This window comes from Flavobacteriales bacterium, from assembly GCA_021739695.1.
Classification (GTDB): domain Bacteria; phylum Bacteroidota; class Bacteroidia; order UBA10329; family UBA10329; genus UBA10329.
Map to the genome: position 1 here is coordinate 61,212 of JAIPBM010000014.1, position 22,215 is coordinate 83,426.

The window sequence follows — 22,215 nt, forward strand, 5'->3', positions numbered from 1 at the left end:
GAACGATTTAATCAAAGATAAGGTATGCCGAAACGTTAGCGGATCACCACCATCCGCTTGTTGCTTACTTGTGCTCCGCTCGATAATCGTACCAAATAGATTCCAGATTCAAGACCGGAAGCAATCAGCACTTTTTCTGCTGGGGAGTTGCCAAGCGGTTTTCGTGCAATCAAATGCCCTGATGTAGAGAATATTTCAACCACAGCATTTGAGACGTTTGCTGCATTGGCCGAAAGGAAAACATTGCCATTATTTGGGTTCGGATAAATGGAGAATAGCTCGGTATCAGCTTCCGAAATGGCATCATTCACCGAACAGCTTGCTCCAGGGTTGGCATGGATCTGAATGCCGTTTATAATGATTCCCGTATTGGTTGCGGCAGTCGACCAATTAGCGCCAACGGAGTTGTCCAACGAATCGATGCAAAGCACAATGGATGCTCCGTTTCCATCCGCTCCAGTAGGCCAAGGAGCCGAAGTAGTGTAAGGAATAGAATCTACGGTCTCGTTGAAATTACTTTTCACGATAATGGTTTCGCCCGCATCATCCAAGTCTCCGCTGGTCCACTGTAGAGCAGGAATGCCGAATGTATTTTCAAAGGCCACCGAATCTTTGGCTATGATCACGTATTCCAGCGGCTGAACTAAAAAGCCTATTGGAAATGTAAACTCAATGCCTTGCACAAAGGAATGCCCAGATAAACTCCGTTCGCTGGTTGCGCTCGGATTTTGAATCTCAATGAACTCCAAATTGTCCTCGCCCAATTGAGGAGAATGGTACATGATCTCCGAAATGACGATGGCAGGACTCCCAGGTGGAAGCGGTTGGCTGAAAGCTGCCCCACTGATTCCAGGTAAGAACAGGATAACTAATGCTGGTAGAAAACGCATGACACGAAGGTACTTGGTAAACGAATATGCGCTTCAAGGTTGTGTTGGAGTACCAAGTACGTGGCAGATGGTGGATTATTTAGGGGTGGATAAACAGGAATTGTGCAAAACAGAAAGGGCGGCCCAGATGAGCCGCCCTTCATTATTTGATAGGTAAGTGCTTACTGCACAATCAAATTCTGATGCGAAATAGCATCTCCATCTTGTAGTGTGATCACGTAAAATCCACTTGCCAATTGAGAATCAACTCGTTTAGTTGTGGTTCCAGCGGCAATGGTTTCCATTTGAATCAACTGACCAACACTGTTGTGGATGCTCAGTGTTCCCATGTTCTTTAGTTCTGCGAATTGCATCGTAAACAGACCTTCAGTAGGATTTGGATAAACGAGCGTAGTAATGACGTTATCGTCTGCGATACCTGTTGCTGTACAAGTAGCAGCCATTCCAGGATCTGCATAGATGGTCAAACTATTCACAACAACCCCAGTGTTGTTCTCAGAAACGGTCCAGTTTGCAGCCAAGCTGTTGTCTGCCGTTGGGTCGCACAGAACCAATGAGTACCCTTGGCTGTTTGCCCCAGCAGGCCACATTCCAGAAGCGCCATAAGTAACTTCATCTACTACTGTGCTATTCGGGGCTTTTAAGGTGATTGATTCACCGTTATTGCTTAATTGGTTGGCAGAGCCTTCCCATTGGAGTGCTTCAACACCAAAAGCAGACTCAAATATCACAGAGTCTCCTGCAATTACAACATACTCGCCAGTGCCTAAGATGAAGCCTGATGGGAAAGTGAAACTAAAAGCATCTTCAATATAAAAACCAGACATGTTGATGGTGGCTGTTAGACTTGGATTGAGTATCTCAATGAATTCCAAGGAATCGGTTCCCGATTCTGGTGGATTGTACATGATCTCGGTAATTACGGGAGCAGCTCCGCCAAGTGCGGATTGTGCAACGGTTTGTGTGCCAAAGGCAACAACACCGGTTAAAACAGAAAAGTAAAGTAGAATTTGTTTCATGTAATTATTTTAGAATGGTAAAAGTAAGTAGATCAGGACTTTCCTGTATTAAAGTACGATGAATCTTTTGGTGACCTGACCACTGTTTGATCGGATGGAGAGAAAATAGATTCCAGCAGGTAATGTTTTCAGATCTAAGCGTTGAAAATGAGCGCCCGAAGCAAATTCTTGTGCTCGTATTTCCATGACCGATTTTCCCATCAGATCTACGATTGAGAAGGAAAGTTCGTTCGCTTCTTCCAGTCCAAATTCTACGTTCAATTGTTCTTTGGCCGGATTGGGATGGATGGAAACATCCATTGCATTGCGCTGAGAATCTTCAACGCCTGCGGTAACATCTACGTTGATATCATCCAAAAACAGCCGATTGTTACCAGCGGAGGTAAACACGAATCGGAATCGGAAACCATCTTCCAAATAACTGGAAGGGATGCCAATATCTTCCTGTTGCCACTGTTCGATTGTTGGCGCAAAGGGTTCGGATTGAGCTGGTGCGGTTTCAAGCGAATTTCCAACGATGCTCAATCTGGTGACCCATGTGGTCTCGCAGTTCCTACTTACCTGAAGCTGCAACTTGGTGTCATTTGTTGCGTCAGTTTGCCCAGCAAAAGCATATTTGAAGGCTAAGCGCATGGTAGAAGCTGAACTTAGGTCGATGGATGGGCCGTAGAGTTCATCAACCGTAATGGCATCATTGTCCCAGTTATCTACCCAAACGGAATGACTCGGACTATGAGAAGCAACTTCCGTCAATTCCCATCGGTTGTCCGCATCCAAGGAATTCTCTGACCAAGGCATTCCCTCCAGATCGGAGTTTCCTTCAAACCAATCCCAAAATGGATAGGACCAAGAAGAGTCTGCCGATACTTGGATGTAGTTCTGCTTGGTAACCTGTTCCGATTGTCCGTTTGAATAAACCGTGAGCGACACATCGAAAATGCCTGGCTGGTAATAGACCACTATGGGTTCTGCCAGCAGCGAAAAGGGAGAATCTCCTCCGGGGAATTCCCAATAAACGGAATCGATCTCTCCATGAAATGAGGTGTTTGTGAATGTAACTGCTCCGCCATTCGGATTGCAGATAAAGGTGTTGTCTGCTTCAAAATCGGCTTCGCAAAGGCCCGATCGGGGCATTACGCCAGTAGCCGCCAGGTTGCTTGGTGTCCAAAGGTTATTCCTATTGGCAATGGGCGAATTGAGTGCGGCAAGCATCCGCGTTTTCTGCCCTTCGGTAAACATGATATTGCAGTAAGAATAGTCCATGGCATTCTGAACGTTATCGCGCACGTTTCCGCACGATGCGGCATTGAGGTTGCAATTGCTCCAACCAATGGTGTTGGGTGTGTCGTCTACCAGATCGTCCTCATCGCAATTGCTTGCCTGACCAACAGGCAGGTAATAGAAATTGGGAACGTTATTTCCGCCCCAGATGTGATGAAGATTGAGGTAATGACCGCATTCATGCGCAAAGGCAACAGAGCGCGTGAGGGTGGATGTGCCGATGGTTCCTACATAACTATGGGCGATAACGATGCCGTCCCATTCGGGAATGGTGTCTGCATCGGCAGGCCAAACGCAATGGCCTGCCAAACCAGCGGCATTGGTTACCACATACACATTCAGGTACATGGATGGGTCCCAATGCACGAGTTCCTTTACGCGATGATCGCCACTGTTTGTGAGCTCTGATGCAATGCGGTTGATGCCGCTGTGGCAGTTTCCTTCGGGGTCTTTGGTGGCTAGCGCGAACTCTATTCCCGTGTCGGCATGAATGGGTTTGAAATCGGGGTGAATATCTGCCGTGTCTTCGCGCGTTTTTCGGAAGGTCTCGTTCAGTATGCGCATTCCATCAAGTATCTGCTCGCGCGAGATGTTCTCGGTTCCGTATTTATGGATCACATGGAACACCACCGGAATGGTGTAAAGCTGTCCGCCCCTTGCCGTACCCTGAGCTTGTCGAAGGGCAAATTCTCTTGTGAATGCTTCCAATTGAGCATCGCGTTCGATTACCGCCTGCGCAATCTTCGGATTGGCGTGAAGCGTTTGGATGCGCATTTCGTCCGCTCCGCAATGGAGATGGTCTTGAGCTTGCGCAGAAATGGAGAAGAGTAGAAGTAGGGGTAGCAGCTGTTTCATGCTTCAAAGATATGATGCCAAAAAACAAAAAAGACCCGTTCAGATTACGAACGGGTCTTTTACAAAATGTAGTTGATTTTCTACCCCTCTTCCAGCGCAGCTGCTCCACCAACGATCTCGAGGATCTCGTTGGTAATGGAAGCTTGACGGGCCTTATTGTAAGATAGTTTCAGTGCTTTCAAAATGTCTGAAGCGTTGTCTGTTGCCTTGTGCATGGCCGTCATTCGAGCTCCGTGCTCAGAAGCATGGCTATCAAGTGTTGCAGCATACAATTGCGTTTTCAACGAACGAGGAATAAGGTCAGCAACAATCTCGGCCTTGGCAGGTTCAAAGATGTAATCTGTTGCAGACGTGTTTTCAGTTACTTCTGGTGGCGCAACAGGCAAGAACTGCTCGGCAACACACAATTGCGTAGCGGCATTCTTAAACTGATTGTAAACCACATCCACACGGTCGTACTTTCCTTCAACAAACGCTTCCATGATGCTTTCAGCAATGGGAGCGATGACATCGAAGCTCAAGCTGTCGTAAACACTATCGTGACGTTCAATGACATTGAAGTTTCTACGCTTCAAGAATTCGCCTGATTTCTTTCCGATGGAAACAACAGTAATCTCTTTTCCAGCATATACGCCATTGGCCAAACTCATCACCTTCTTGTTGACGTTTGAGTTGAAACCACCGCACAATCCACGATTGGAAGAAACCGCTACGATAAGCACTTTCTCAATCGGACGCTCGGCAGAATACGCTCCGCCTTCTGATGAATCTAAGCTTGCACTTAGGTTGGCAAGGATCTCTGACAGCTTGCTGGCATACGGACGCATACGGGTTATCGCATCTTGCGCTCTACGCAACTTTGCAGCCGATACCATCTTCATGGCAGAAGTGATCTGCATGGTAGATGAGATCGATTTGATCCTTTCGCGTACTTCTTTTAATCCAGCCATGGTTGGTTATTGGGTTATTGGGTTACTAGGTTATTGGTGTTGTCCTAAATAACTTTTAACCGATTAACGAATAACAAATTAATATTTCCCCGCTAGGTCAGCGGCAACTTTTTCCAAAGTATCCGTGATCTCGTCAGTCAGTTTACCTGCTTTCAATCCGTCAAGAACATCGCGGTGCTTGGCATCCAAGTAATCCAAGAACTCAGTCTCGAAAGCTCTTACTTTCTCTACAGGAACTTTTCTCAAAAGACCTTTAGATCCAAGGTAAATGATGGCAACTTGCTTCTCTACAGAAACCGGAGCGTACTGTCCTTGCTTCAAGATCTCCACGTTACGCTTTCCTTTCTCAAGTACGTTCATGGTAGCAGCATCAAGGTCAGAACCGAACTTGGCAAATGCCTCCAATTCACGGTACTGTGCTTGGTCAAGCTTCAATGTACCAGCAACTTTCTTCATCGACTTGATCTGAGCGGATCCACCAACACGCGATACCGAGATACCTACGTTGATCGCTGGACGAACACCCGAGTTGAACAAGTTAGACTCCAAGAAGATCTGACCATCTGTAATCGAAATTACGTTGGTTGGGATGTATGCAGAAACGTCACCCGCTTGTGTTTCAATAATTGGAAGTGCTGTCAACGAACCACCACCTTTTACTTTTCCTACCAATGAAGGAGGAAGGTCGTTCATGTTCTTAGCAACCTCATCATCGTTGATCACCTTGGCAGCGCGCTCTAGCAGACGGCTGTGTAGGTAGAAAACGTCTCCTGGGTAAGCCTCACGACCTGGAGGTCTTCTCAAAAGAAGAGATACCTCACGGTAAGCTACCGCTTGTTTCGATAGATCATCATAAATGATCAATGCTGGACGACCGGTATCTCGGAAATATTCTCCGATGGCAGCACCCGAGAATGGAGCGTAAAACTGAAGCGGAGCTGGGTCAGAAGCTGTTGCAGCAACAACAACCGTGTAGGCCATGGCGCCTGCATCTTCCAATGTTTTCACAATTCCAGCAACGGTCGAACCTTTTTGTCCGATGGCCACATAGATGCAGTAAACTGGTTTGCCAGCATCGTAAAATTCTTTTTGGTTGATGATGGTATCGATCGTCACGGCAGTCTTACCTGTCTGACGGTCACCAATGATCAACTCACGTTGTCCACGACCGATCGGAATCATCGCATCAATTGCTTTGATACCTGTTTGAAGTGGCTCAGTTACTGGCTGACGGAAGATAACCCCTGGCGCTTTACGCTCCAATGGCATTTCAAAAAGCTCTCCTGAGATAGGTCCTTTACCGTCAATTGGCTCTCCAAGCGTGTTCACAACACGACCTAGAAGTCCTTCTCCTACCTGAATAGAAGCAATTTTTCCCGTTCGCTTGGCGGTTGAACCTTCAGCAATACCGCTCGAAGAACCAAGCAATACCGCACCAACGTTGTCTTCCTCCAAGTTCAGGATGATACCTCGTGTACCTCCGTCAAATTCGATAAGCTCACCGGCCTGTACGTTCGAAAGACCGTAAATACGAGCAATACCATCACCCACTTGGAGTACGGTACCTACTTCTTCCAGTTGGGCTTCAGTTTTGTAGCCTGAGAGTTGTTCTCTTAAAATACCTGAGATCTCTGCTGGTTTGATGTCTGCCATTTTATTAGTGTTAGTTCGAGATTGCTCTCGCTTAATTAGAGTTCTTTAGCAAATGTTTTATTCATGAATTCTTGGCGTAGGTCACCGATCTTACTCAAGATCGAAGTGTCCAATTGTTTGTCGCCAATGCGGAGTATGAATCCTCCAATAAGTTCCGGATTGATTTCTGTTTCAAGTTCAACCGTTCCGCCAACTTCTTTCTGAACAAGGTCAGTGATTTTCTTCTTCGCATCGTCAGCAAGAACCGAAGCTGAAGTAACAACCGCAGTTGTAATTCCTTTCATCGCCTTGTATTGCGCCACAAACGCATCAGCAATTTCTGGAAGAGCGCCTTCTCTTCGGTTTTTAGTGATAAGAGTGATGAAAAGCATGGTCACCTTACTCACATTCTTCTCATAGATGCTGGTCAGAATGCTCACCTTTTTCTCGGTGTTCACCACAGGACTTTTGAGTAGAACAACCAGGTCGCGATTTTCAGAACAGGTCTTTTTGATCAACAGCATGTCGTTGAAAGCCTCTTCCAAATTTCCCTTCTCGGCCACAAGGCCAAGGAGCGATTTCGCGTATCGTGTTGCAACCTTTGTCTGAGCCATTTTAGTTCAGCTTGATGTCTTCAAGTAGATTATTAACCAGTTGTTTTTGCTTTGCAGCATCACCCAACTCAGCTTTTAGAATCTTCTCTGCAATCTCAATAGAAAGTGCAGCAACATGATTCTTGATCTCAGCCATTGCAGCTGTTTTCTCTGTTTGAATACTCTCACGAGCGTCAGCCACTATCTTCTCGGCTTTCGCTTTTGCATCTCCTTCAGCGTCAGCAATCAGTTTTTCACGGATCTCCTTCGCATCCTTCAGCATGTTGTCACGCTCTTCGCGTGCTTCTTTCAGGATCTGCTCATTATCAGACTGAAGTTTTTGCATTTCTGCCTTGGCATTTTCAGCCGACATCAATGCCTTTGCGATGTTCTCTTCTCGCTCTTTGATCGTTTCAAGAATGGCTGGCCATGCAAATTTGCCCAATCCCACCCAAACAATAAGGAAGGCAATGGTCATCCAAATGATGAGGCCTATTCCAGGAGTTACTAATCCCATTTCAGTGTGTTTTTCTAATTCAAATCAATTTGTGGAATCCCACGGTGCTGACCAACCGTCAGCACCGGGATTCCGAACCCTTTATTCGTCTTACTTCATCAACACGATAAGAAGACAAACAATGATTCCGAAGAACGCAGCACCTTCTACAAGTGCAGCAGCAACGATCATTGATGCACGGATGTCTCCGATAGCCTCTGGCTGACGTGCCATTGACTCAAGAGCCGATCCACCGATACGACCGATACCCATTCCAGCACCGATTGCAGCAACACCTGCTCCGATACCTGCACCCATGTAAGCATAGGCAGCGTCCAAAAGAATTGCGATAATTTCCATTGTTTATTATTGTTTTGGGTTAATTGATTACTGATTTGATTAATGATGTTCCTCCACTGCACTACCGAAGTAAAGAGCGGAAAGAAGTGTGAATACGTATGCCTGAAGGAACGCTACGAGCAATTCCATTACGTTCATGAAAACTCCGAAAAGCAACGAAACGATTGATGCTCCATAACCTGCACCAGCGCCATATATATCGGCAAAGATGAAGATGAGACTCATGAACGAAAGAATAATGATGTGACCAGCAGTGATGTTGGCAAACAATCGAAGGCAAAGTACCAATGGCTTGGTGAACACGCCTAAAAGCTCGATTGGAATCATCAACGGCAACAACCATCCTGGAACGCCAGGTGTTGCAAAAATGTGACCCCAATAAGTTTTGTTTCCATTGATGGTGGTAACTACAAAGGTGAACAACGCCAATACCATCGTTACGGCAATGTTTCCTGTAACGTTAAATCCTCCTATGAATGGAATAAGCCCTAAGATGTTGGCAATCCAGATAAAGAAGAAGATGGTAAGCAAGAAAGGCATGAAACGCTCATACTTGTGACCGATAGATGGTTTTGCAATCTCGTCTCTCACAAAAAGAATGATGGTTTCCATCAGCGCCTGAAATCCTTTCGGTGCTTCAGTAGAACCTTCTCGTTTGTAAGCCCCAGCAACTTTGCTGAAGATGATCAACATCAACATCACGGTGATCAGAATTCCAGCCACTGTCTTGGTGATGGAAAGATCAACGAAGGCACCATTTTCGCCTCTGAATACTCCGCCCCAACTTTGCTCTGAGTATCCCATGCTCATAGCTTCTTCCAAGTGAATTTTTTCAGAAGAAGCAAATGGGTTGTTCAGGCCAAGACGATAAATGTGTCCATCGCTCAATACATAACGGTTTTTGGCCGCATGTCCGTGATGAAAACCAGAAGAAAGGAACACACTCAATCCATCTTCAGCACTATAAAGAATAACAGGCAACGGAATGCTAATGGCATGTCCACCAATATCCATCAAGTGAATATCGTAAGCGTCCATCACGTGGTGCATGATCATATCACCAGCGTTGAAAGCCTCAGGTTCCTCTCCAGAATGGTCGGCAGCATGGTCGTGCCCATGGTCCAAAACCGCTTCAGTTACTTCATGCTGGTGAGTTGAATCCTCAGCATGAACATCAGAATCTTCCGAAGCCAACAAGCTTCCTGACGTCAAAAAAGCAAGGGAAATAAGAAGAAAAAATGGCTTGAAAGCCTTATGTGGTCTATGTTTCAGCATCATCGAAACGGGGATTTTATACCGCCTGATTTTTCGGGCGCAAATATAGACAAAAGAAAAGCTAAAGGCCAACGTTTTTTTAAGGTCTTTCTACTAACAGCAAAGTGGTCGGTTATTCACCGATAATCACCGCTACTTTTTAAGGGCTTTGAGAGCCGAAATGACCTCTAGAATAGAGTAGGTCACATAAAGGATCAGAAATGTGACGATAACGGGAATTGACGCTGAACGAAAAACGAAAACATAAATACCCAAGGCTACGATGTAAACCATCATTTTCAGTCCCGTGATTGCCATGAAATATGTTGGAAACAGAGTCGGCTTTTCTAGCGATGCTTTGATGGTAAAATGATGAATAGCCACGCTTGTCCCGAACATGAAAAGGCCACAAAGAGAAATGTGAAGTGTATTCAGATCAATGCTTGCAGTTTCGTTGATCATCGCCAGAATGGCCATGGCAATCAGATAGACTATGAGGGCTTTTACTGAGTATTTCATCCTTTTAGCAGGTCTTTTATTGCAAAATACATCGATAAGAAAACGGCCACAATTGTCAATCCGCCCGTAAACCAAGGCGTTTCTGTCTCCAAATATTTATCGAGTTGCATGCCTCCCAAAGCTCCAGCCACAATGATAAGGGCCATTTGCGTGGCCATCGAAGAATATTTGATGAACGAGTTAGGCTGTTTTTTCTTGTCGTTGATCTTGTCGCTGTCCTGCATTGTTGGATGATGAAATATCTTTGATTACGCCACCCATACTGCACGAACCGCTGAAAGTTGCTCCTGGTTCGATTGCCAATTTCTTGGTCACAATATCGCCCTGAACTTTTGCTGTCGATTTCAACGAAAGAAGATCGGACACAACAATATTGGCCTTGATGCTTCCTTCGATTTCGGCATTCTCGCATCTGATATCTCCGTGAACAGTTCCGTTTGCTCCGATTACCACACGTCCTTGACACTCAAGGTCGCCTTTCAATGTGCCGTCAATCCGTAGATTTCCTTTGGCTTTGATGCTTCCTTCAATAATAGTATCACTATTTATATGGTTCGGCATTCCAGCACCTGAATTACCTTTCGAGCTTTCGCTATTTGATTTGCTATTGAACATTTTTCCTTTCCCTTTGTAACTTGCTCCGCTGCGCGAAGAATGCCAAATATAGCAATCCTTCATAAAGCGTTGTTTTTACGCATGTTGCATTAACAATCGTTATCATTTACAATGGCAGATAGTCCGATAAGAGAACATTTCAGAGCACAGATAGGAAAAGAAGTGGCTTCAACCCCACCAGGTTTCAGCGAATGGTTGCAGCCGAAAATGATTGCGGTGGAGGAGGATTCACTCACAATTGAAGTAATTGTGAGACCCGAAATGTGCAATCCGGTTGGAACATTACATGGAGGAATTCACTCAGCCATTTTGGATGAAGTAATGGGTATGACTGTGGCTGCCATGGGCAATGACACGCATTTTGTATCGCTGAACATGACAACCGATTATCTGCGAGCCGCAAGGGCAGGCGAAGCTGTGCGTGCCACGAGCCAAGTGATCAGAAAAGGTAGAACCGCCATTCATCTTATTGGTCAACTCACCAATGCCGAAGGCAAAGAACTTTCACGCGCTACTCAGAATATGGTTTCTGTCGGGGCTCCAATGAAGATGTGATGAGAAAACTCTCGGCCGTCATCATCACGCACAATGAAGCCCGCAATATCAAGCGGTGTATTGCCTCGTTACAAGATGTGGCAGACGAAATTGTGGTAGTCGACAGCTTCTCGACAGATGCAACTCCAAGCATTTGCAAAGGTATGAACGTACATTTCCATCAGCGCGAGTGGAAAGGCTACAGCAAGCAGAAGAATTATGGAAACGGCTTGGCCTCCAACGATTGGATTCTCTCTATTGATGCTGATGAGGCACTTTCGGAAGAACTGAAATCGGCCATTGTTTCCGAAAAGGAACACGGAAAGGACTTTAATTATTCCTTCAATCGATTGACAAATTACTGCGGAAAGTGGATCCATCATTCCGGTTGGTATCCAGATACGAAGGTTCGGATGTTTAACCGAACCAAGAATGATTGGCAAGGCGAAGTGCACGAGAAATTGACCGTGGAACCTGCTTCTGTGAAGAAATTGAAGGGCGATCTACTGCATTTCAGCTATCATTCAGTAAGTGATCACGTTAAGCGAACAGATACCTATTCTACACTTGGTGCAAGCGAACTTTTTGAGAACGGAAAAAAGGCAAGCTTGATAAAACTGCTATTCAATCCGTGGCTCAAGTTCAATAAGATGTATTTCATCAAACTTGGTTTTCTGGATGGAATGGCCGGATTTACTATTGCGTTGATTACGGCTTACGGCACGTTCCTGAAGTACATTAAGTTGTATTATTTGACCAAGAATCGCGCTTAATGCAGTTTTCCATTCTCATACCCACATGGAATAATCTCGATTTCCTAAAATGCTGTGTGAATAGCATTCGGAAAAATTCTGTGGAACAGCATGAAATTCTGGTTTATGTGAATGAGGGAATTGATGGCTCTGCCGATTGGTGCCAATCTGAAAACATCAAATTCATTCATTCCGACAAGAATTTAGGTGTTTGCACAGCTTTGAATGCGCTGTTCGAAATTGCGACCAAAGACATCATCTGCTATGTGAATGATGATATGTACCTCTGCCCGAATTGGGATGAATCCTTGATCCGTGAGATAGAATTGATCGGCCACGATAAGTTCTATCTCAGTTCAACCATGATTGAACCGGAGGATACGGGAAACAAATGTGTTCTGGCTCCTTATCCTTTTGGGAAAACACCTTCAGAATTCAAAGAAACCGATTTGCTTGCTGTATTACCGAATATGGAAAAAGCAGATTGGAGCGGTTCAACTTGGCCTCCAAACCTCATGCACCGAAGCATGTGGAAAGCTATCGGGGGTTATGGCGAAGAGTTCAGTCCTGGTCTATATTCGGACCCAGATGTGAGTATGAAGCTTTGGCAACATGGCGTGCGAATCTTCAAAGGTTTAGGTGAAAGTCGCGCCTATCACTTCATGTCCAAATCAACGGGACGTGTGAAGATGAACGATGGCAAAAAGACATTCCTCAAAAAGTGGGGCGTAAGCTCATCTTGGTTCGTAAAAGAAGTGCTGAAACAAGGAGAAACTTACGTAGGCCCACTTCCAGAAAAGAAGATCACTCCGAATTTGAAGGACAGATTGAAAGGATTGATCTCCTGATCAAAATTCAATTCAAAGAGGCCAACTCCGCTTCCATCTCCTGTTTTGTGGTAGCAACCAACTTCAGATCTTGCTTCAACTTGTTCGAAATGATGACGCTTCGGTTTGCCATGTAAGCTGTTCCATCCATGATGGAATAACCGACCAAGCGAACAGATTCTCCAACGGGCACACCGCTGAAGGTGACGGTTCCCGCTCTTTGGTCATAGCTGCCGCCCATTACAGAATTGATGTTATCGAAAACCATTCTTACCGAAGGGCGAAAGGTCGTATCGACATAAACGATCACATTGGTTTTCTCTTCTATGTCGTAGAACGCATCGCAGTTTATCCATCCCAATTGGTCGCTTTTAAGTAGATAGGCGTCCATCGCATTCTCGTTTGCCGCAACCTGTGTGGCAATCGCTTCCTCGCGTTCGCGTTCCGCTTTTCGGTTTTCCCATGCTTGCATTCGTGCATAATATTCTTCACCAGTAACCTCTTTGCCGTTGATGTAAAACGTTTCCTTCATTTCCATTACAGTAATGTTCTTGCCTTGCTGTACCCAATCGAAATTTCCAGCGCGGTCAATTCTTCCATTGAAAACTTCCATTGCCTCTGAAGGTTCGCCATCTCCGTGAGGAAATTCAAGTTCTAATGACTTGCCACTTGCCACCTGTGCTGGCTTTCCATTTGTGTTGGCATCTATATGAATTGTTCCGCCAGATTGCAGCATTCTGCCGCTCGAAGCAGTATGTAAATTGGCTTGAATCAACTGTCCGCCACCATAAACTTCTTTCAGTTCCACCGTCATTTCTGAAGGAACAGAGCCGTTTTTCAGTTCGAGCGTGAAAGCGGCAATGTTTACAACCGTTCCTTGATTGCCGACTAGGCGATTGTCTTCTCGCGGATTGATGGTGAAGGTTTGAACGGGCAGTGGCAGAAAGTCATCGATCCTTGTAAAGATCGGTGCCTGTTTTCCTTGCGATTTGGTAAGAATCACTTCGAGTTCGAAGGGTCTTCTTGATGCAAGTTCTGCTTCCAAATGGAGGTAAGGGTTACTTATGTCCTGAATGACGAACACATCGTCTTCATTGGAAATTTGCTTCAGAAGCTTAATGATATTGTGAGCTCGTGCTGCAGTTATCCGATTTTTCTCCATTGTATCATGCACGTTAGAGATCGGGCCGGTGATACCGAATCGTATCTGCTGGCCGACTGGAAGTTTGGTGTAAACAGCTTCCACAACCCGCGCTGGACTGTTAGTCAGTTCGGAACTATTGGCTGCGAAAAAGACGTTATGCCTTGGAATGGTTTGACCATAAACGGATAGAAGAGCAATGCTCAAAATGGTGGTTAAAAGCGTTTTCATGATTCGTAGGATTAGACATTCGAACCATGAACGCGAAGGATCTGAAGGAAATTATTTGGAAATAGAAGAAATGCAACTAAATGTTAATCAGTGCAATAAGGGAAACGGAGATAACGTTTTAAGATGTTTTACTTTTCGCTCCAGCGATAAGAATCCAGTTCAAATCCAGCAAGATCGAGCACGCGGTCAACTACTGTTGCAGCCAAAGCTTCAAAGTCTTTCGGGTTGCTGTAAAACGAAGGACTGGCCGGTGCGATGATTCCGCCAGCTTCAGTAATGGTCTTCATATTATTGATATGAATGAGGCTCATTGGCGTATCTCTTGGAACGAGAATGAGCTTCCGTCTTTCCTTTAAAATGACGTCTGCAGCCCGCGTCATCAGGTCGTTTGAAATGCCTGATGCAATCCTTGCCATGGTTCCCATGCTGCACGGACAGATGATCATGGTTTCGTACTTGGCAGAACCCGATGCGAACGGTGCCATGAAATCGTTGGAGTTGTAAACCGTGAAAGGGAGTTTTTCAAAATCTGAATTACCAAGCTCCAACTTCCAAACATCGCGTGCATTTGTGCTGAAAACCACGCCTATATCGGCTACTTGATCTTTCAAGTGGCTCAAACGATCAAAAAGAACTTTGGCGTAAATAGAACCGCTCGCTCCCGTAACTCCAACAACAACTTTCTTCTGGCTCATTCCAGTTTCACTTCAATTTGATTCTTCTTCTTGGTCGCCTCAATCTTATCTCGGTCCAAGGTGGTCTTAAACCAATACCTAACCGAAAAAGCGAAGACATGGTTCATCCACCAACCATTTTTACGCATGGTAAGAATGGAATTGCTGTAGCGCACGTTCACTTCAATTTTTCCTTTCCAGAAATAATAGCTCAGGCCTGCAGCACCGCTGAATTCCGCTTTGCGATAAGCTGGTGAGTTCCTGACTTCAACGAAAGAAGGATCCGAACCTTTCTCAATTGAACTGAGCAAAATACCAACCTGTGGCCCAAATTCAATGCTCATATTCTTGATTCCATACCAACGATATAGAATAGGAATCTCAAGCATATTGTGGTTGTAAAGGATAAAGGTGTTGTTGTTCTTAACCGTTCCGGCCTGACGGCTTCCTTTTTGAATGAAAGAGATTTCGAATTGAATGGTTGAACGTGGCGTGAAGCGATAATCCGTGAAGGCACCAGCCCAGCCACCAGCTTTGTTGAATCCTACGATGCCGTCTCCGCTTACCTGTGTGGTACTTATCCCACCGTAAAGTCCACCGCCAAATCCTTGTCCGAAACTGGAAAACGGTAATGCAAACAATATGATAAGTAAGATCCGCATAAGCGGCTCAAAGTTACTCTTCCAAGATGGCTTTGAAGTCGGCCTGTACAACTTCTTTTGTGTCTGTTCGATGAACGAATGCAACCACCTTACAGTTCTTGGCAACCCATTCAGGATTCAGCTCTAAAGAATAATTTACGGTGAAGACACTTCCGGCAGCCAGATTTCCAGTACCGATTTGATCTCCCCACGGTCCGTTAAAATTGGTTCGCAGCACATGCATGTGAACATAATCGGGCAGACTTTCATCCTCTAAAGCAGGATCATAATCTTTTTGCCAATCTATCACGCTGTCCTCAGTTAGGCAAACAATAATGTTGTAAGGCCCGCTATTAAGGTCATTGAAGATGGAAACTTCGATGCTGGTATTCAACGTTCGTGAAGTTGGGTCATACGTGTTGTCTAAGGTCAAAGAAGCGTCTGGATCAAGTTCCAATAGATTGGCTACTTCGGCTGTCCAAGCAGTGTAGGTGTAAGGGTAACTCCCATCGTGAGGCCTTCGGTTGATCAAGCCATTCGGTAAACCTTGTGCATCAGAACCGAAGGTGGTGTTCCAAGCATTGCCGGCAGGCGTTCTAAAATCAGTGGCGTAGCTTCCATCAGGATTGTTCTGCACCGCGGCAAAAAAACCAACATGCACGGCCATTGGAATAACTCGCGAACCATAGGTCAGTTGTAGGTCATGAAGAACTTCTGCTGCTCGCGGACAGTTTCCACACGTATGGCCAGTATAATCTTCCACAAGCACGTTTCGCTGACCAGCATAGATGCAGGCGCAGTTGTTTGCTGTGGCAGATGGGTTATAGTTGAGGGCGCTTTGATCGGTGCACCCGAGCGTTACAGTTGTGTCATATTCACATTTCCCTTGACATGGACCATCAGCATGCGTAGCATCCGGGTTGTAATTGGTTGCGTTTGGGTCAATACATCCGTAATGTGGTGGACTTATCGCGTCACATCCGTGAAACAAAACGGTGACGATTGAGACCAAAGCAAGAAGGAGGATTTGTCTTGAACTCATTTCTTAAAAACTTGTAGTTATCGAAAGCGAAACACCATTTGCAGCAGGGACATTTCTACAAATACCACCAACGCAGAAAATACCCGCACGTTGTCTTCCGTAGCCTAAGGTTACACGTGTTGCATTGTGAATGTATCCTACAGTAATTGATGGATAATGCAAGCGTTTCTCAACGTGCTCGTTGCCGTAATTCCATTGATCTGTAACTGCTACAAATAAATGTGGTGACCATTGGTACTCCAGCAATGCCATCGCCCAATCTCCTTGGTCGGCTCTATCCTTTGTCCACAGCCCTTGCATTTCCAATCGCAATGAATGGTCGCTTGCCACTTTATAGGTGAGATCAATAATAGCGATGTTGGCAAGAATGGTTCCGTAGCCAACCAAGCCTTGCACCACGTCTTTGTTGTATGCCAGATTCAAATATTTGGCAACAGCCTTAAAGCTCTTGCTGAACTTCCTACTGATCTCGAAGTTGACGTCTCTGAAATACAGATCGCCTAGTTGGAAGAAGTTGTTCGTGTATCCGCTTCCAGCTTCGTTAACTGTATTCACAAGGCCATGAACTTCAGAATAGTTTAACGTAAGGTCAGTCCCGAATTTGCCACCGATTTTCGATTTCCTCGGAACTTTGTAACTCACTTCTCCTTGAAAAGACCATTCACCGTTAGGTTGTGTGGCGTAAGGGTAAAGGCTTGCTGCCAACTGGTAAGTGTGTTGTTTCGTAAGGGCAGGGAGGTAATTGATGTTCAAATTAGTTCCCGTTGCGTTTCTGTCGGAACGGAACCCCATATTGTCAATTCGTTTTGCTCCAAGCACAATGCCTAAGCCTTTTTGCGAGTAGGCCAGAGTTGCTAATAATCCATTTCCCGGATTGTAATTTTTTCTCAAGAGACCATCATAGAGAAAAGCATTGGTTGCTTCAGGGTCATTGATCTTACTCACGTATTCTACAGATAAATTAAATCTACCATACATTATATTGGCTCGAGCTCCCCACGCACCTACGTTTTCAGGTAGCTCAAAGTCAGGGTCTTCGTCCTTCTGGTATTTACTCACAAAACTGCCTCCGATGGTGGCTTTCAGTTTGCTTTCAGAAATAGCATGGAACGTTTCGTTCAGGTTTATCTCTCCGTCAAATCCACGCACAATTCCATCTCCATAAGTAAAGAACGATCGCTGACGGCCAATAAAAGCGGTCATATATAGACCACCCAGAACGTGCGCCTTCACTCGTGCTCCATCCAGCACGTTATCATAACCCAAGCCTCGTTCTTCGTATGCTCTTAGAATCATCCCTGATCCGAATTGCTCGTAGAAGTTACCCACTGTGATCGTTAAAAAGTCGGCATCGAAGGTGGCGTAGCGATAAGTGATTCCCTGTCCTTGGTAGCGTCTATCAAAACCCTGAAGGGCATTCAGATAGTTTTCATAACGCATACCAACCTGAAATTTCCCTTTTGTGTAAATAAGGTTGGTAAACCCGTTGGAAAGAAGTTTTTCGGGAACGGGTGGAGCGCCAATGATGGTATCGGGATTGTAATACTGGGCATCGAACTGCACATTTCCGTGAATTTCGCCCCATTTGCCAGAGTCTTGGCTAAACCCTTGATATGACCAAATAAAAAGAAGAACAATCGCCCAAAGGCGTAACATCAGTACTCGATTCAAAGCGAAAGCGGTGTTCGGTTATTTTCCAGAATTCTCTTTTACGATCTCGTAAAGATGTTCTTCATCTCCAGGAGCGTAAGCATTGTGCGACCAAACTACTTGTTTGTCGCCATTTAGAACAAATGTGTGAGGAACCGTATTTACATTCATCACCCGTTTGAAGTCTCCATTCGGATCCATGTAAACCTCGTAATCCCAATCTTTACCATTTACGAATGGAGCCACTTTGGCCGTGTTCCGCGCATCATCAATAGAAATAGCAATCAATTTAACACCTGTTTCTTCTTGCCAATCTGCATAGTAGTCGGAAATTGTATTCAACTCTAGTACGCATGGTTTGCACCAAGTAGCCCAAAAACTGATGATGATCGGTTTTCCATCATTCTCAAATGTTTTGGAGTCGATACTTTTTCCATCCAGTGACTTAACAATTGCTGAAGGCAGATCCCATTTCTCTTTGGCCACTTGTGCCTTAATAGAGGCAGTTCCAAAAAGTAAAGCGCAAAAAAGTACAATTGTGTTTTTCATAGTGTATGCGGTCAAGTTAAATTGAAATAGCCACGGTCAACAATCATTCCATGTTGAACCGTGGCTATCAAATGTAATAACTGCGAATCAGAACTACTTAGCTACAGTGATTCTAGTAGAGTGAATGAAACCGTTTGTAAGCACGTTCACGTTGTAAAGTCCTGTAGAAAGACCATCAATGTTGATAGAACGTCTGTTCATTCCAGCCTCAAGTCCGCCCAATGATTGTTGAAGAACAACAGCACCTTTCATGTCAGAAACGGTAACATATCCTTCTGTGTGGTTTTCTGTTTCGATAACCACGTTCAATGCGCCAGATGAAATTGGGTTTGGATATACGCCAATAGTTGTGTTGTCATCATACTCGCGGATGCCTGTAACGAACATTGATGGACCGCTAGAAACAGTAGAGTTCAACACAGTTTTGTTAGAAGCTTGAAGGAAAGCTACAACTCGGAAATCTGCTCCTGCATGGAAATCGAATGATCCTTGAGTTGGAAGGTTCGGATTCACAGTGGCGGTGTAAGATTGTTGAGCAGTGTATTGCGTTCCTGCTGTAAGTGAAACACTTGATCCACTTGCGTTTGGCAACATTTTTCTGAAGATGTTATGGAATTCAGTCTCACCGTTGCTAAAGCTTGAGTGGCTTGTAGCTGCGTACTCAACCTCAACCAATGCAATGTAAAGTTTTGCGTTAGCAGTTACGTATGGATCCACTGTTACTTCAACGGTCACTGTGCTTCCGTCAATAGTGTGTGTGGCAGCGATATCGAACACTGCAATATCATCTTGGTGATCGGCAATATCGCTTGAGTTAAATGCAGAGAAATTATATTCTTCTCCATCAACGAAAGGAGTAGGAGCACCAGTTACACCGTAATATGCTCTTCTATTTTCAACCTCAGAATTCCAACCATGGTCTCCTTCTCCCGGCCAATCCACAGGATATTTAACCACTGATACTTGAGCACCCGAAAGGTTGTTCGCGTTCAAAGCTGAAAGACCGTTGTTCAAACCACTACCATCAAATCCACTCTCGTTCAACCACTGACATGGAGGGCAGGTTGAACTTGTGAAGTCTTCCACTAAGCTTAGGCGGTTGGCCAATTGTAACGCAACAGTAACACTTGAGCTGCCATCGTTGTTTGTCCCATCTGCATCTCCGGTTGCGTCAATTGTAACATCAATATTGTACGTGTTACCAGCAGTTCCTGCAAGAGGAGTGGCATGTGTGAAATTATAGCTGTCTCCAAAAGAAAGACCAAGGCCAGTAAGGTTATCTGTGTAGTTGTTTGTGCCATCAGACCAAACAACAGAAACGTTGTTCAACGTGGCGGTTCCATAGCTAGTAATGGTTCCAGTAATATTGATGTTGCCTGGAGCTGCATATTGTGGAATTGAAAGAGAGGTGAGTTCAACCTCAACTGCTGCAGGCTCAAAAATGGCCACGTTATCTAAGCCCATTCCAAATGTCCAACCAGAACCGTCATTATAAAGCCAAGAGAATTTAACATCGCTGTTTCCTGCTGCTGCAGATACATCGACCAGTAAACCATCTTGCCAGTTTTCTGCTCCGTCAAGTTGTTGCAAAGATGTCCATGTACTTCCACCATTGGTCGAGTATGCAAATGTTCCAACTTCTTGAGCTCCTTGGTAAGCACCGTTGTAAAAGAACAGGTCGAATTTGGCATACAAAGAAGAGTAACCAGTGAGGTCTAAGGAAGGAGTGATCAATCTGTCAGCACTTTTGTCGCAATTACAACCATCGTCATTGGTTCCAACAATGTTGGTGTGGGCAGGAATAGTAAAACTGCTGCTTGAAAGAGCTGTTCCAGTCCCAGCCAACCAACCACCATCGGTAGCCAAAGTCGTTTGAGACCAAGTTCCTGGTAGACCAGACTGAAAATCTTCTTGAAGAAGAAATGTTTGGGCGAATGCCCCAGCTGAGCAGATGAAGCCCATCGATAAAGAGAGTAAGCGTTTTTTCATTAAATTGATGTTAGCTGTGAAATTGTTTAGGTCAAATCTAAGGATCAAACTTAAATCTGGTCTAATCTATTATTTGTATTTCGGCAGACCTATACTGAAAATTGATTCTTTACATTTGTTACAAATCAAAATGCGAAGGATGAAAAGAAAAGTTCTACTCTTAAATACGTTCATGGTCATTGGTCTTTCAGGATTTGCTCAGAGCTTGTCTGTAGCCAGTTTGGATCGCAATGTTTGGTCGTCTGTAGAAGAGACCGTGTCGCAATCTGTAGGAGTTATTGAAAATGTTGGTTCTTCCACTATTGCTGTCAAGGTCAGACGAATTACGGTTGATACTGTTCCAGGAACCCAGAATTATTTCTGCTGGGAACAGTGCTACATTCCATCTACGAATGTATCGCCAACTGCCATGATAATGACACCTGGTCAACAGATCGATCAATTCTATGCTGATTATAAGCCGAACGGAAACGCAGGAGTAAGTGTGCTTACCTATTGTTTTTATGATGTGGATAACGAAGCGGATTCAGTTTGCGCCACGGTTCGTTTCCATGCCAGCGCGGTTGGTATTCAAGATGTTTTCAGAGGAAACGAATCAGGAATCTCTGAGTCTTATCCGAATCCAGCCAAGTCAGTAGCTAATATCAACTATGCCTTACGTGTCGGATGGAAACAAGCAGATTTGACTGTTTACAGTATGCTTGGCTCACAAGTAAAGAAAGTGAAACTCAAAGAAGACCAAGGAACTTACAAGTTAGATGTGTCTACATTACCTTCAGGAATGTATTTCTACACATTGGAAGTTGACGGAAAAGCCATCAGCACGAAAAAGATGTTGGTCACAAAATAATCTCTCCATTCAAAAGAGATCGGACAAGCCGGGGCAATGCTGCTCCGGCTTTTTCATTCAAAGCAACAATTGAATCTGGGTATCTCAATTCGTGCGCATTGGGGTCAATGATCCAAATGCGGCAACTTGGTTTTGCATAGCGATACAGGCCAGCTGCGGGATAGACGTTCAAAGATGTACCAACTATGATAATAGCGTCCGACTCCGAAACGATCTGAGCAGCAGGTAAAAGGTTCGGAACTTCTTCCCCAAACCAAACAATATTTGGCCGAAGCTGATATCCGCTTTCGCACTTATCGCCCAAATTCAGTTGCCATGTATCCAATTCATATGTACGAAACGGTGAACCTGTGCTTCTCGCCTTTTTCAATTCGCCATGAAGGTGAAGTACGTTCGTATTTCCTGCGCGTTCGTGCAGGTCATCCACATTTTGCGTGATCACTTGCACGTCATACAGTTTCTGAAGTTCTGTGATGGCGAAGTGAGCAGCATTTGGTTCGACTTCTGATAGTTGCTTCCTTCTCAGATTGTAAAAATCCAGCACCAGTTTTGGGTTGCGATGCCAAGCTTCGGGAGTAGCAACATCTTCGATGCGATGTTTTTCCCAAAGTCCGTCTGAATCTCTGAAGGTTGAAATTCCACTTTCGGCACTGATGCCGGCTCCAGAAAGAATGGTTATCCGTTTCATTCTCGGGCAAATTTACTGCAACCTGATCAATGCCTTGATTCGCTCAAAACTTGACTTAGCTTGACATGGCAGATAGATGGTTCTAAATCCGTTCATCGAAAACTGCGCCCAGTCCATCGTGCTCAACATGCTTCTAACCTAAAATTATTTACTTTTGCCAACCTTTTTTCAACCTAAAGCGAA

23 protein-coding genes and 1 pseudogene are annotated in these 22,215 nt (G+C 44.8%); 4 read left to right on the forward strand and 20 right to left on the reverse strand.

All coding sequences use genetic code 11. The annotated features are described in order from the left end of the window. Positions 1–35: 35 nt before the first annotated feature. The 12 genes and pseudogenes from K9J17_10260 to K9J17_10315 all read right to left on the reverse strand — a co-directional run bounded on the left by K9J17_10260 (position 36) and on the right by K9J17_10315 (position 10,527). Positions 36–890, reverse strand: coding sequence for a lamin tail domain-containing protein (locus K9J17_10260; GenBank protein MCF8277109.1), 855 nt, complete (start codon positions 888–890; stop codon positions 36–38). A 161-nt stretch (positions 891–1,051) separates the two neighbouring features. Then, on the reverse strand, positions 1,052–1,909 hold the full coding sequence (locus K9J17_10265) for a lamin tail domain-containing protein (GenBank protein ID MCF8277110.1): 858 nt from the start codon (positions 1,907–1,909) through the stop codon (positions 1,052–1,054). A gap of 48 nt (positions 1,910–1,957) precedes the next feature. Continuing rightward, a complete protein-coding gene (locus K9J17_10270; GenBank protein ID MCF8277111.1) occupies positions 1,958–4,045 on the reverse strand; it encodes a T9SS type A sorting domain-containing protein in 2,088 nt (695 codons plus the stop codon). Positions 4,046–4,125: 80 nt separating this feature from the next. Continuing rightward, positions 4,126–4,995, reverse strand: a complete 870-nt coding sequence (atpG, locus tag K9J17_10275) for an ATP synthase F1 subunit gamma (protein MCF8277112.1) — start codon at positions 4,993–4,995, stop codon at positions 4,126–4,128. A 78-nt stretch (positions 4,996–5,073) separates the two neighbouring features. Next, complete coding sequence (atpA, locus tag K9J17_10280; protein MCF8277113.1) at positions 5,074–6,648, reverse strand: F0F1 ATP synthase subunit alpha; 1,575 nt, start codon at positions 6,646–6,648, stop codon at positions 5,074–5,076. 35 nt (positions 6,649–6,683) lie between these two features. Then, complete coding sequence (gene atpH / locus K9J17_10285) at positions 6,684–7,241, reverse strand: ATP synthase F1 subunit delta (protein ID MCF8277114.1); 558 nt, start codon at positions 7,239–7,241, stop codon at positions 6,684–6,686. 1 nt (position 7,242) lies between these two features. Beyond that, entirely contained in the window at positions 7,243–7,737 is a 495-nt protein-coding gene (locus K9J17_10290) for a F0F1 ATP synthase subunit B (protein ID MCF8277115.1), read from the reverse strand. Positions 7,738–7,827: 90 nt separating this feature from the next. Next, a complete protein-coding gene (gene atpE, locus K9J17_10295; GenBank protein ID MCF8277116.1) occupies positions 7,828–8,034 on the reverse strand; it encodes an ATP synthase F0 subunit C in 207 nt (68 codons plus the stop codon). Between the two features lie 81 nt (positions 8,035–8,115). Continuing rightward, positions 8,116–9,251 (reverse strand): annotated as a pseudogene (gene atpB, locus K9J17_10300) (F0F1 ATP synthase subunit A). A gap of 232 nt (positions 9,252–9,483) precedes the next feature. Continuing rightward, a complete protein-coding gene (locus tag K9J17_10305) occupies positions 9,484–9,849 on the reverse strand; it encodes a hypothetical protein (protein ID MCF8277117.1) in 366 nt (121 codons plus the stop codon). Further along, positions 9,846–10,007 carry an AtpZ/AtpI family protein gene (locus K9J17_10310; protein MCF8277118.1) on the reverse strand — a complete coding sequence of 54 codons (162 nt, stop codon included), beginning with the start codon at positions 10,005–10,007 and terminating at the stop codon, positions 9,846–9,848. The genes K9J17_10305 and K9J17_10310 overlap by 4 nt, the downstream gene beginning before the upstream one ends. A gap of 22 nt (positions 10,008–10,029) precedes the next feature. Continuing rightward, positions 10,030–10,527 carry a polymer-forming cytoskeletal protein gene (locus tag K9J17_10315; protein MCF8277119.1) on the reverse strand — a complete coding sequence of 166 codons (498 nt, stop codon included), beginning with the start codon at positions 10,525–10,527 and terminating at the stop codon, positions 10,030–10,032. Between the two features lie 48 nt (positions 10,528–10,575). Between K9J17_10315 and K9J17_10320 the strand changes: the two genes are divergently transcribed. The 3 genes from K9J17_10320 to K9J17_10330 are packed head-to-tail and all read left to right on the forward strand — an operon-like array spanning position 10,576 to position 12,598. Then, positions 10,576–11,019, forward strand: coding sequence for a PaaI family thioesterase (locus K9J17_10320; GenBank protein MCF8277120.1), 444 nt, complete (start codon positions 10,576–10,578; stop codon positions 11,017–11,019). After that, positions 11,019–11,771, forward strand: coding sequence for a glycosyltransferase family 2 protein (locus K9J17_10325; GenBank protein MCF8277121.1), 753 nt, complete (start codon positions 11,019–11,021; stop codon positions 11,769–11,771). Before K9J17_10320 ends, K9J17_10325 begins: the two co-directional genes overlap by 1 nt. Then, positions 11,771–12,598, forward strand: a complete 828-nt coding sequence (locus tag K9J17_10330; GenBank protein MCF8277122.1) for a glycosyltransferase — start codon at positions 11,771–11,773, stop codon at positions 12,596–12,598. The genes K9J17_10325 and K9J17_10330 overlap by 1 nt, the downstream gene beginning before the upstream one ends. Positions 12,599–12,605: 7 nt before the next feature. On the opposite strand, the gene K9J17_10335 is transcribed toward K9J17_10330, so the two are convergent. The 7 genes from K9J17_10335 to K9J17_10365 all read right to left on the reverse strand — a co-directional run bounded on the left by K9J17_10335 (position 12,606) and on the right by K9J17_10365 (position 20,494). Next, a complete protein-coding gene (locus tag K9J17_10335) occupies positions 12,606–13,949 on the reverse strand; it encodes a hypothetical protein (GenBank protein MCF8277123.1) in 1,344 nt (447 codons plus the stop codon). Between the two features lie 128 nt (positions 13,950–14,077). Then, positions 14,078–14,644: a UbiX family flavin prenyltransferase gene (locus tag K9J17_10340; protein MCF8277124.1), complete on the reverse strand. Its 567-nt coding sequence runs from the start codon at positions 14,642–14,644 to the stop codon at positions 14,078–14,080. Then, the gene (locus K9J17_10345) at positions 14,641–15,285 is read right to left on the reverse strand and encodes a PorT family protein (GenBank protein ID MCF8277125.1); all 645 of its coding nucleotides are present in this window, start codon (positions 15,283–15,285) and stop codon (positions 14,641–14,643) included. Before K9J17_10345 ends, K9J17_10340 begins: the two co-directional genes overlap by 4 nt. Positions 15,286–15,298: 13 nt before the next feature. Next, a complete protein-coding gene (locus K9J17_10350) occupies positions 15,299–16,306 on the reverse strand; it encodes an Omp28-related outer membrane protein (protein MCF8277126.1) in 1,008 nt (335 codons plus the stop codon). A 3-nt stretch (positions 16,307–16,309) separates the two neighbouring features. Next, entirely contained in the window at positions 16,310–17,962 is a 1,653-nt protein-coding gene (locus K9J17_10355) for a DUF6029 family protein (GenBank protein ID MCF8277127.1), read from the reverse strand. Between the two features lie 33 nt (positions 17,963–17,995). Next, positions 17,996–18,505 carry a TlpA family protein disulfide reductase gene (locus K9J17_10360; GenBank protein MCF8277128.1) on the reverse strand — a complete coding sequence of 170 codons (510 nt, stop codon included), beginning with the start codon at positions 18,503–18,505 and terminating at the stop codon, positions 17,996–17,998. A gap of 93 nt (positions 18,506–18,598) precedes the next feature. Next, positions 18,599–20,494, reverse strand: a complete 1,896-nt coding sequence (locus K9J17_10365; GenBank protein MCF8277129.1) for an Omp28-related outer membrane protein — start codon at positions 20,492–20,494, stop codon at positions 18,599–18,601. Positions 20,495–20,633: 139 nt separating this feature from the next. Between K9J17_10365 and K9J17_10370 the strand changes: the two genes are divergently transcribed. Next, the gene (locus K9J17_10370) at positions 20,634–21,344 is read left to right on the forward strand and encodes a T9SS type A sorting domain-containing protein (protein ID MCF8277130.1); all 711 of its coding nucleotides are present in this window, start codon (positions 20,634–20,636) and stop codon (positions 21,342–21,344) included. On the opposite strand, the gene K9J17_10375 is transcribed toward K9J17_10370, so the two are convergent. After that, positions 21,334–22,032: an NAD-dependent deacylase gene (locus K9J17_10375; protein ID MCF8277131.1), complete on the reverse strand. Its 699-nt coding sequence runs from the start codon at positions 22,030–22,032 to the stop codon at positions 21,334–21,336. The genes K9J17_10370 and K9J17_10375 overlap by 11 nt on opposite strands. Positions 22,033–22,215 lie beyond the last annotated feature (183 nt).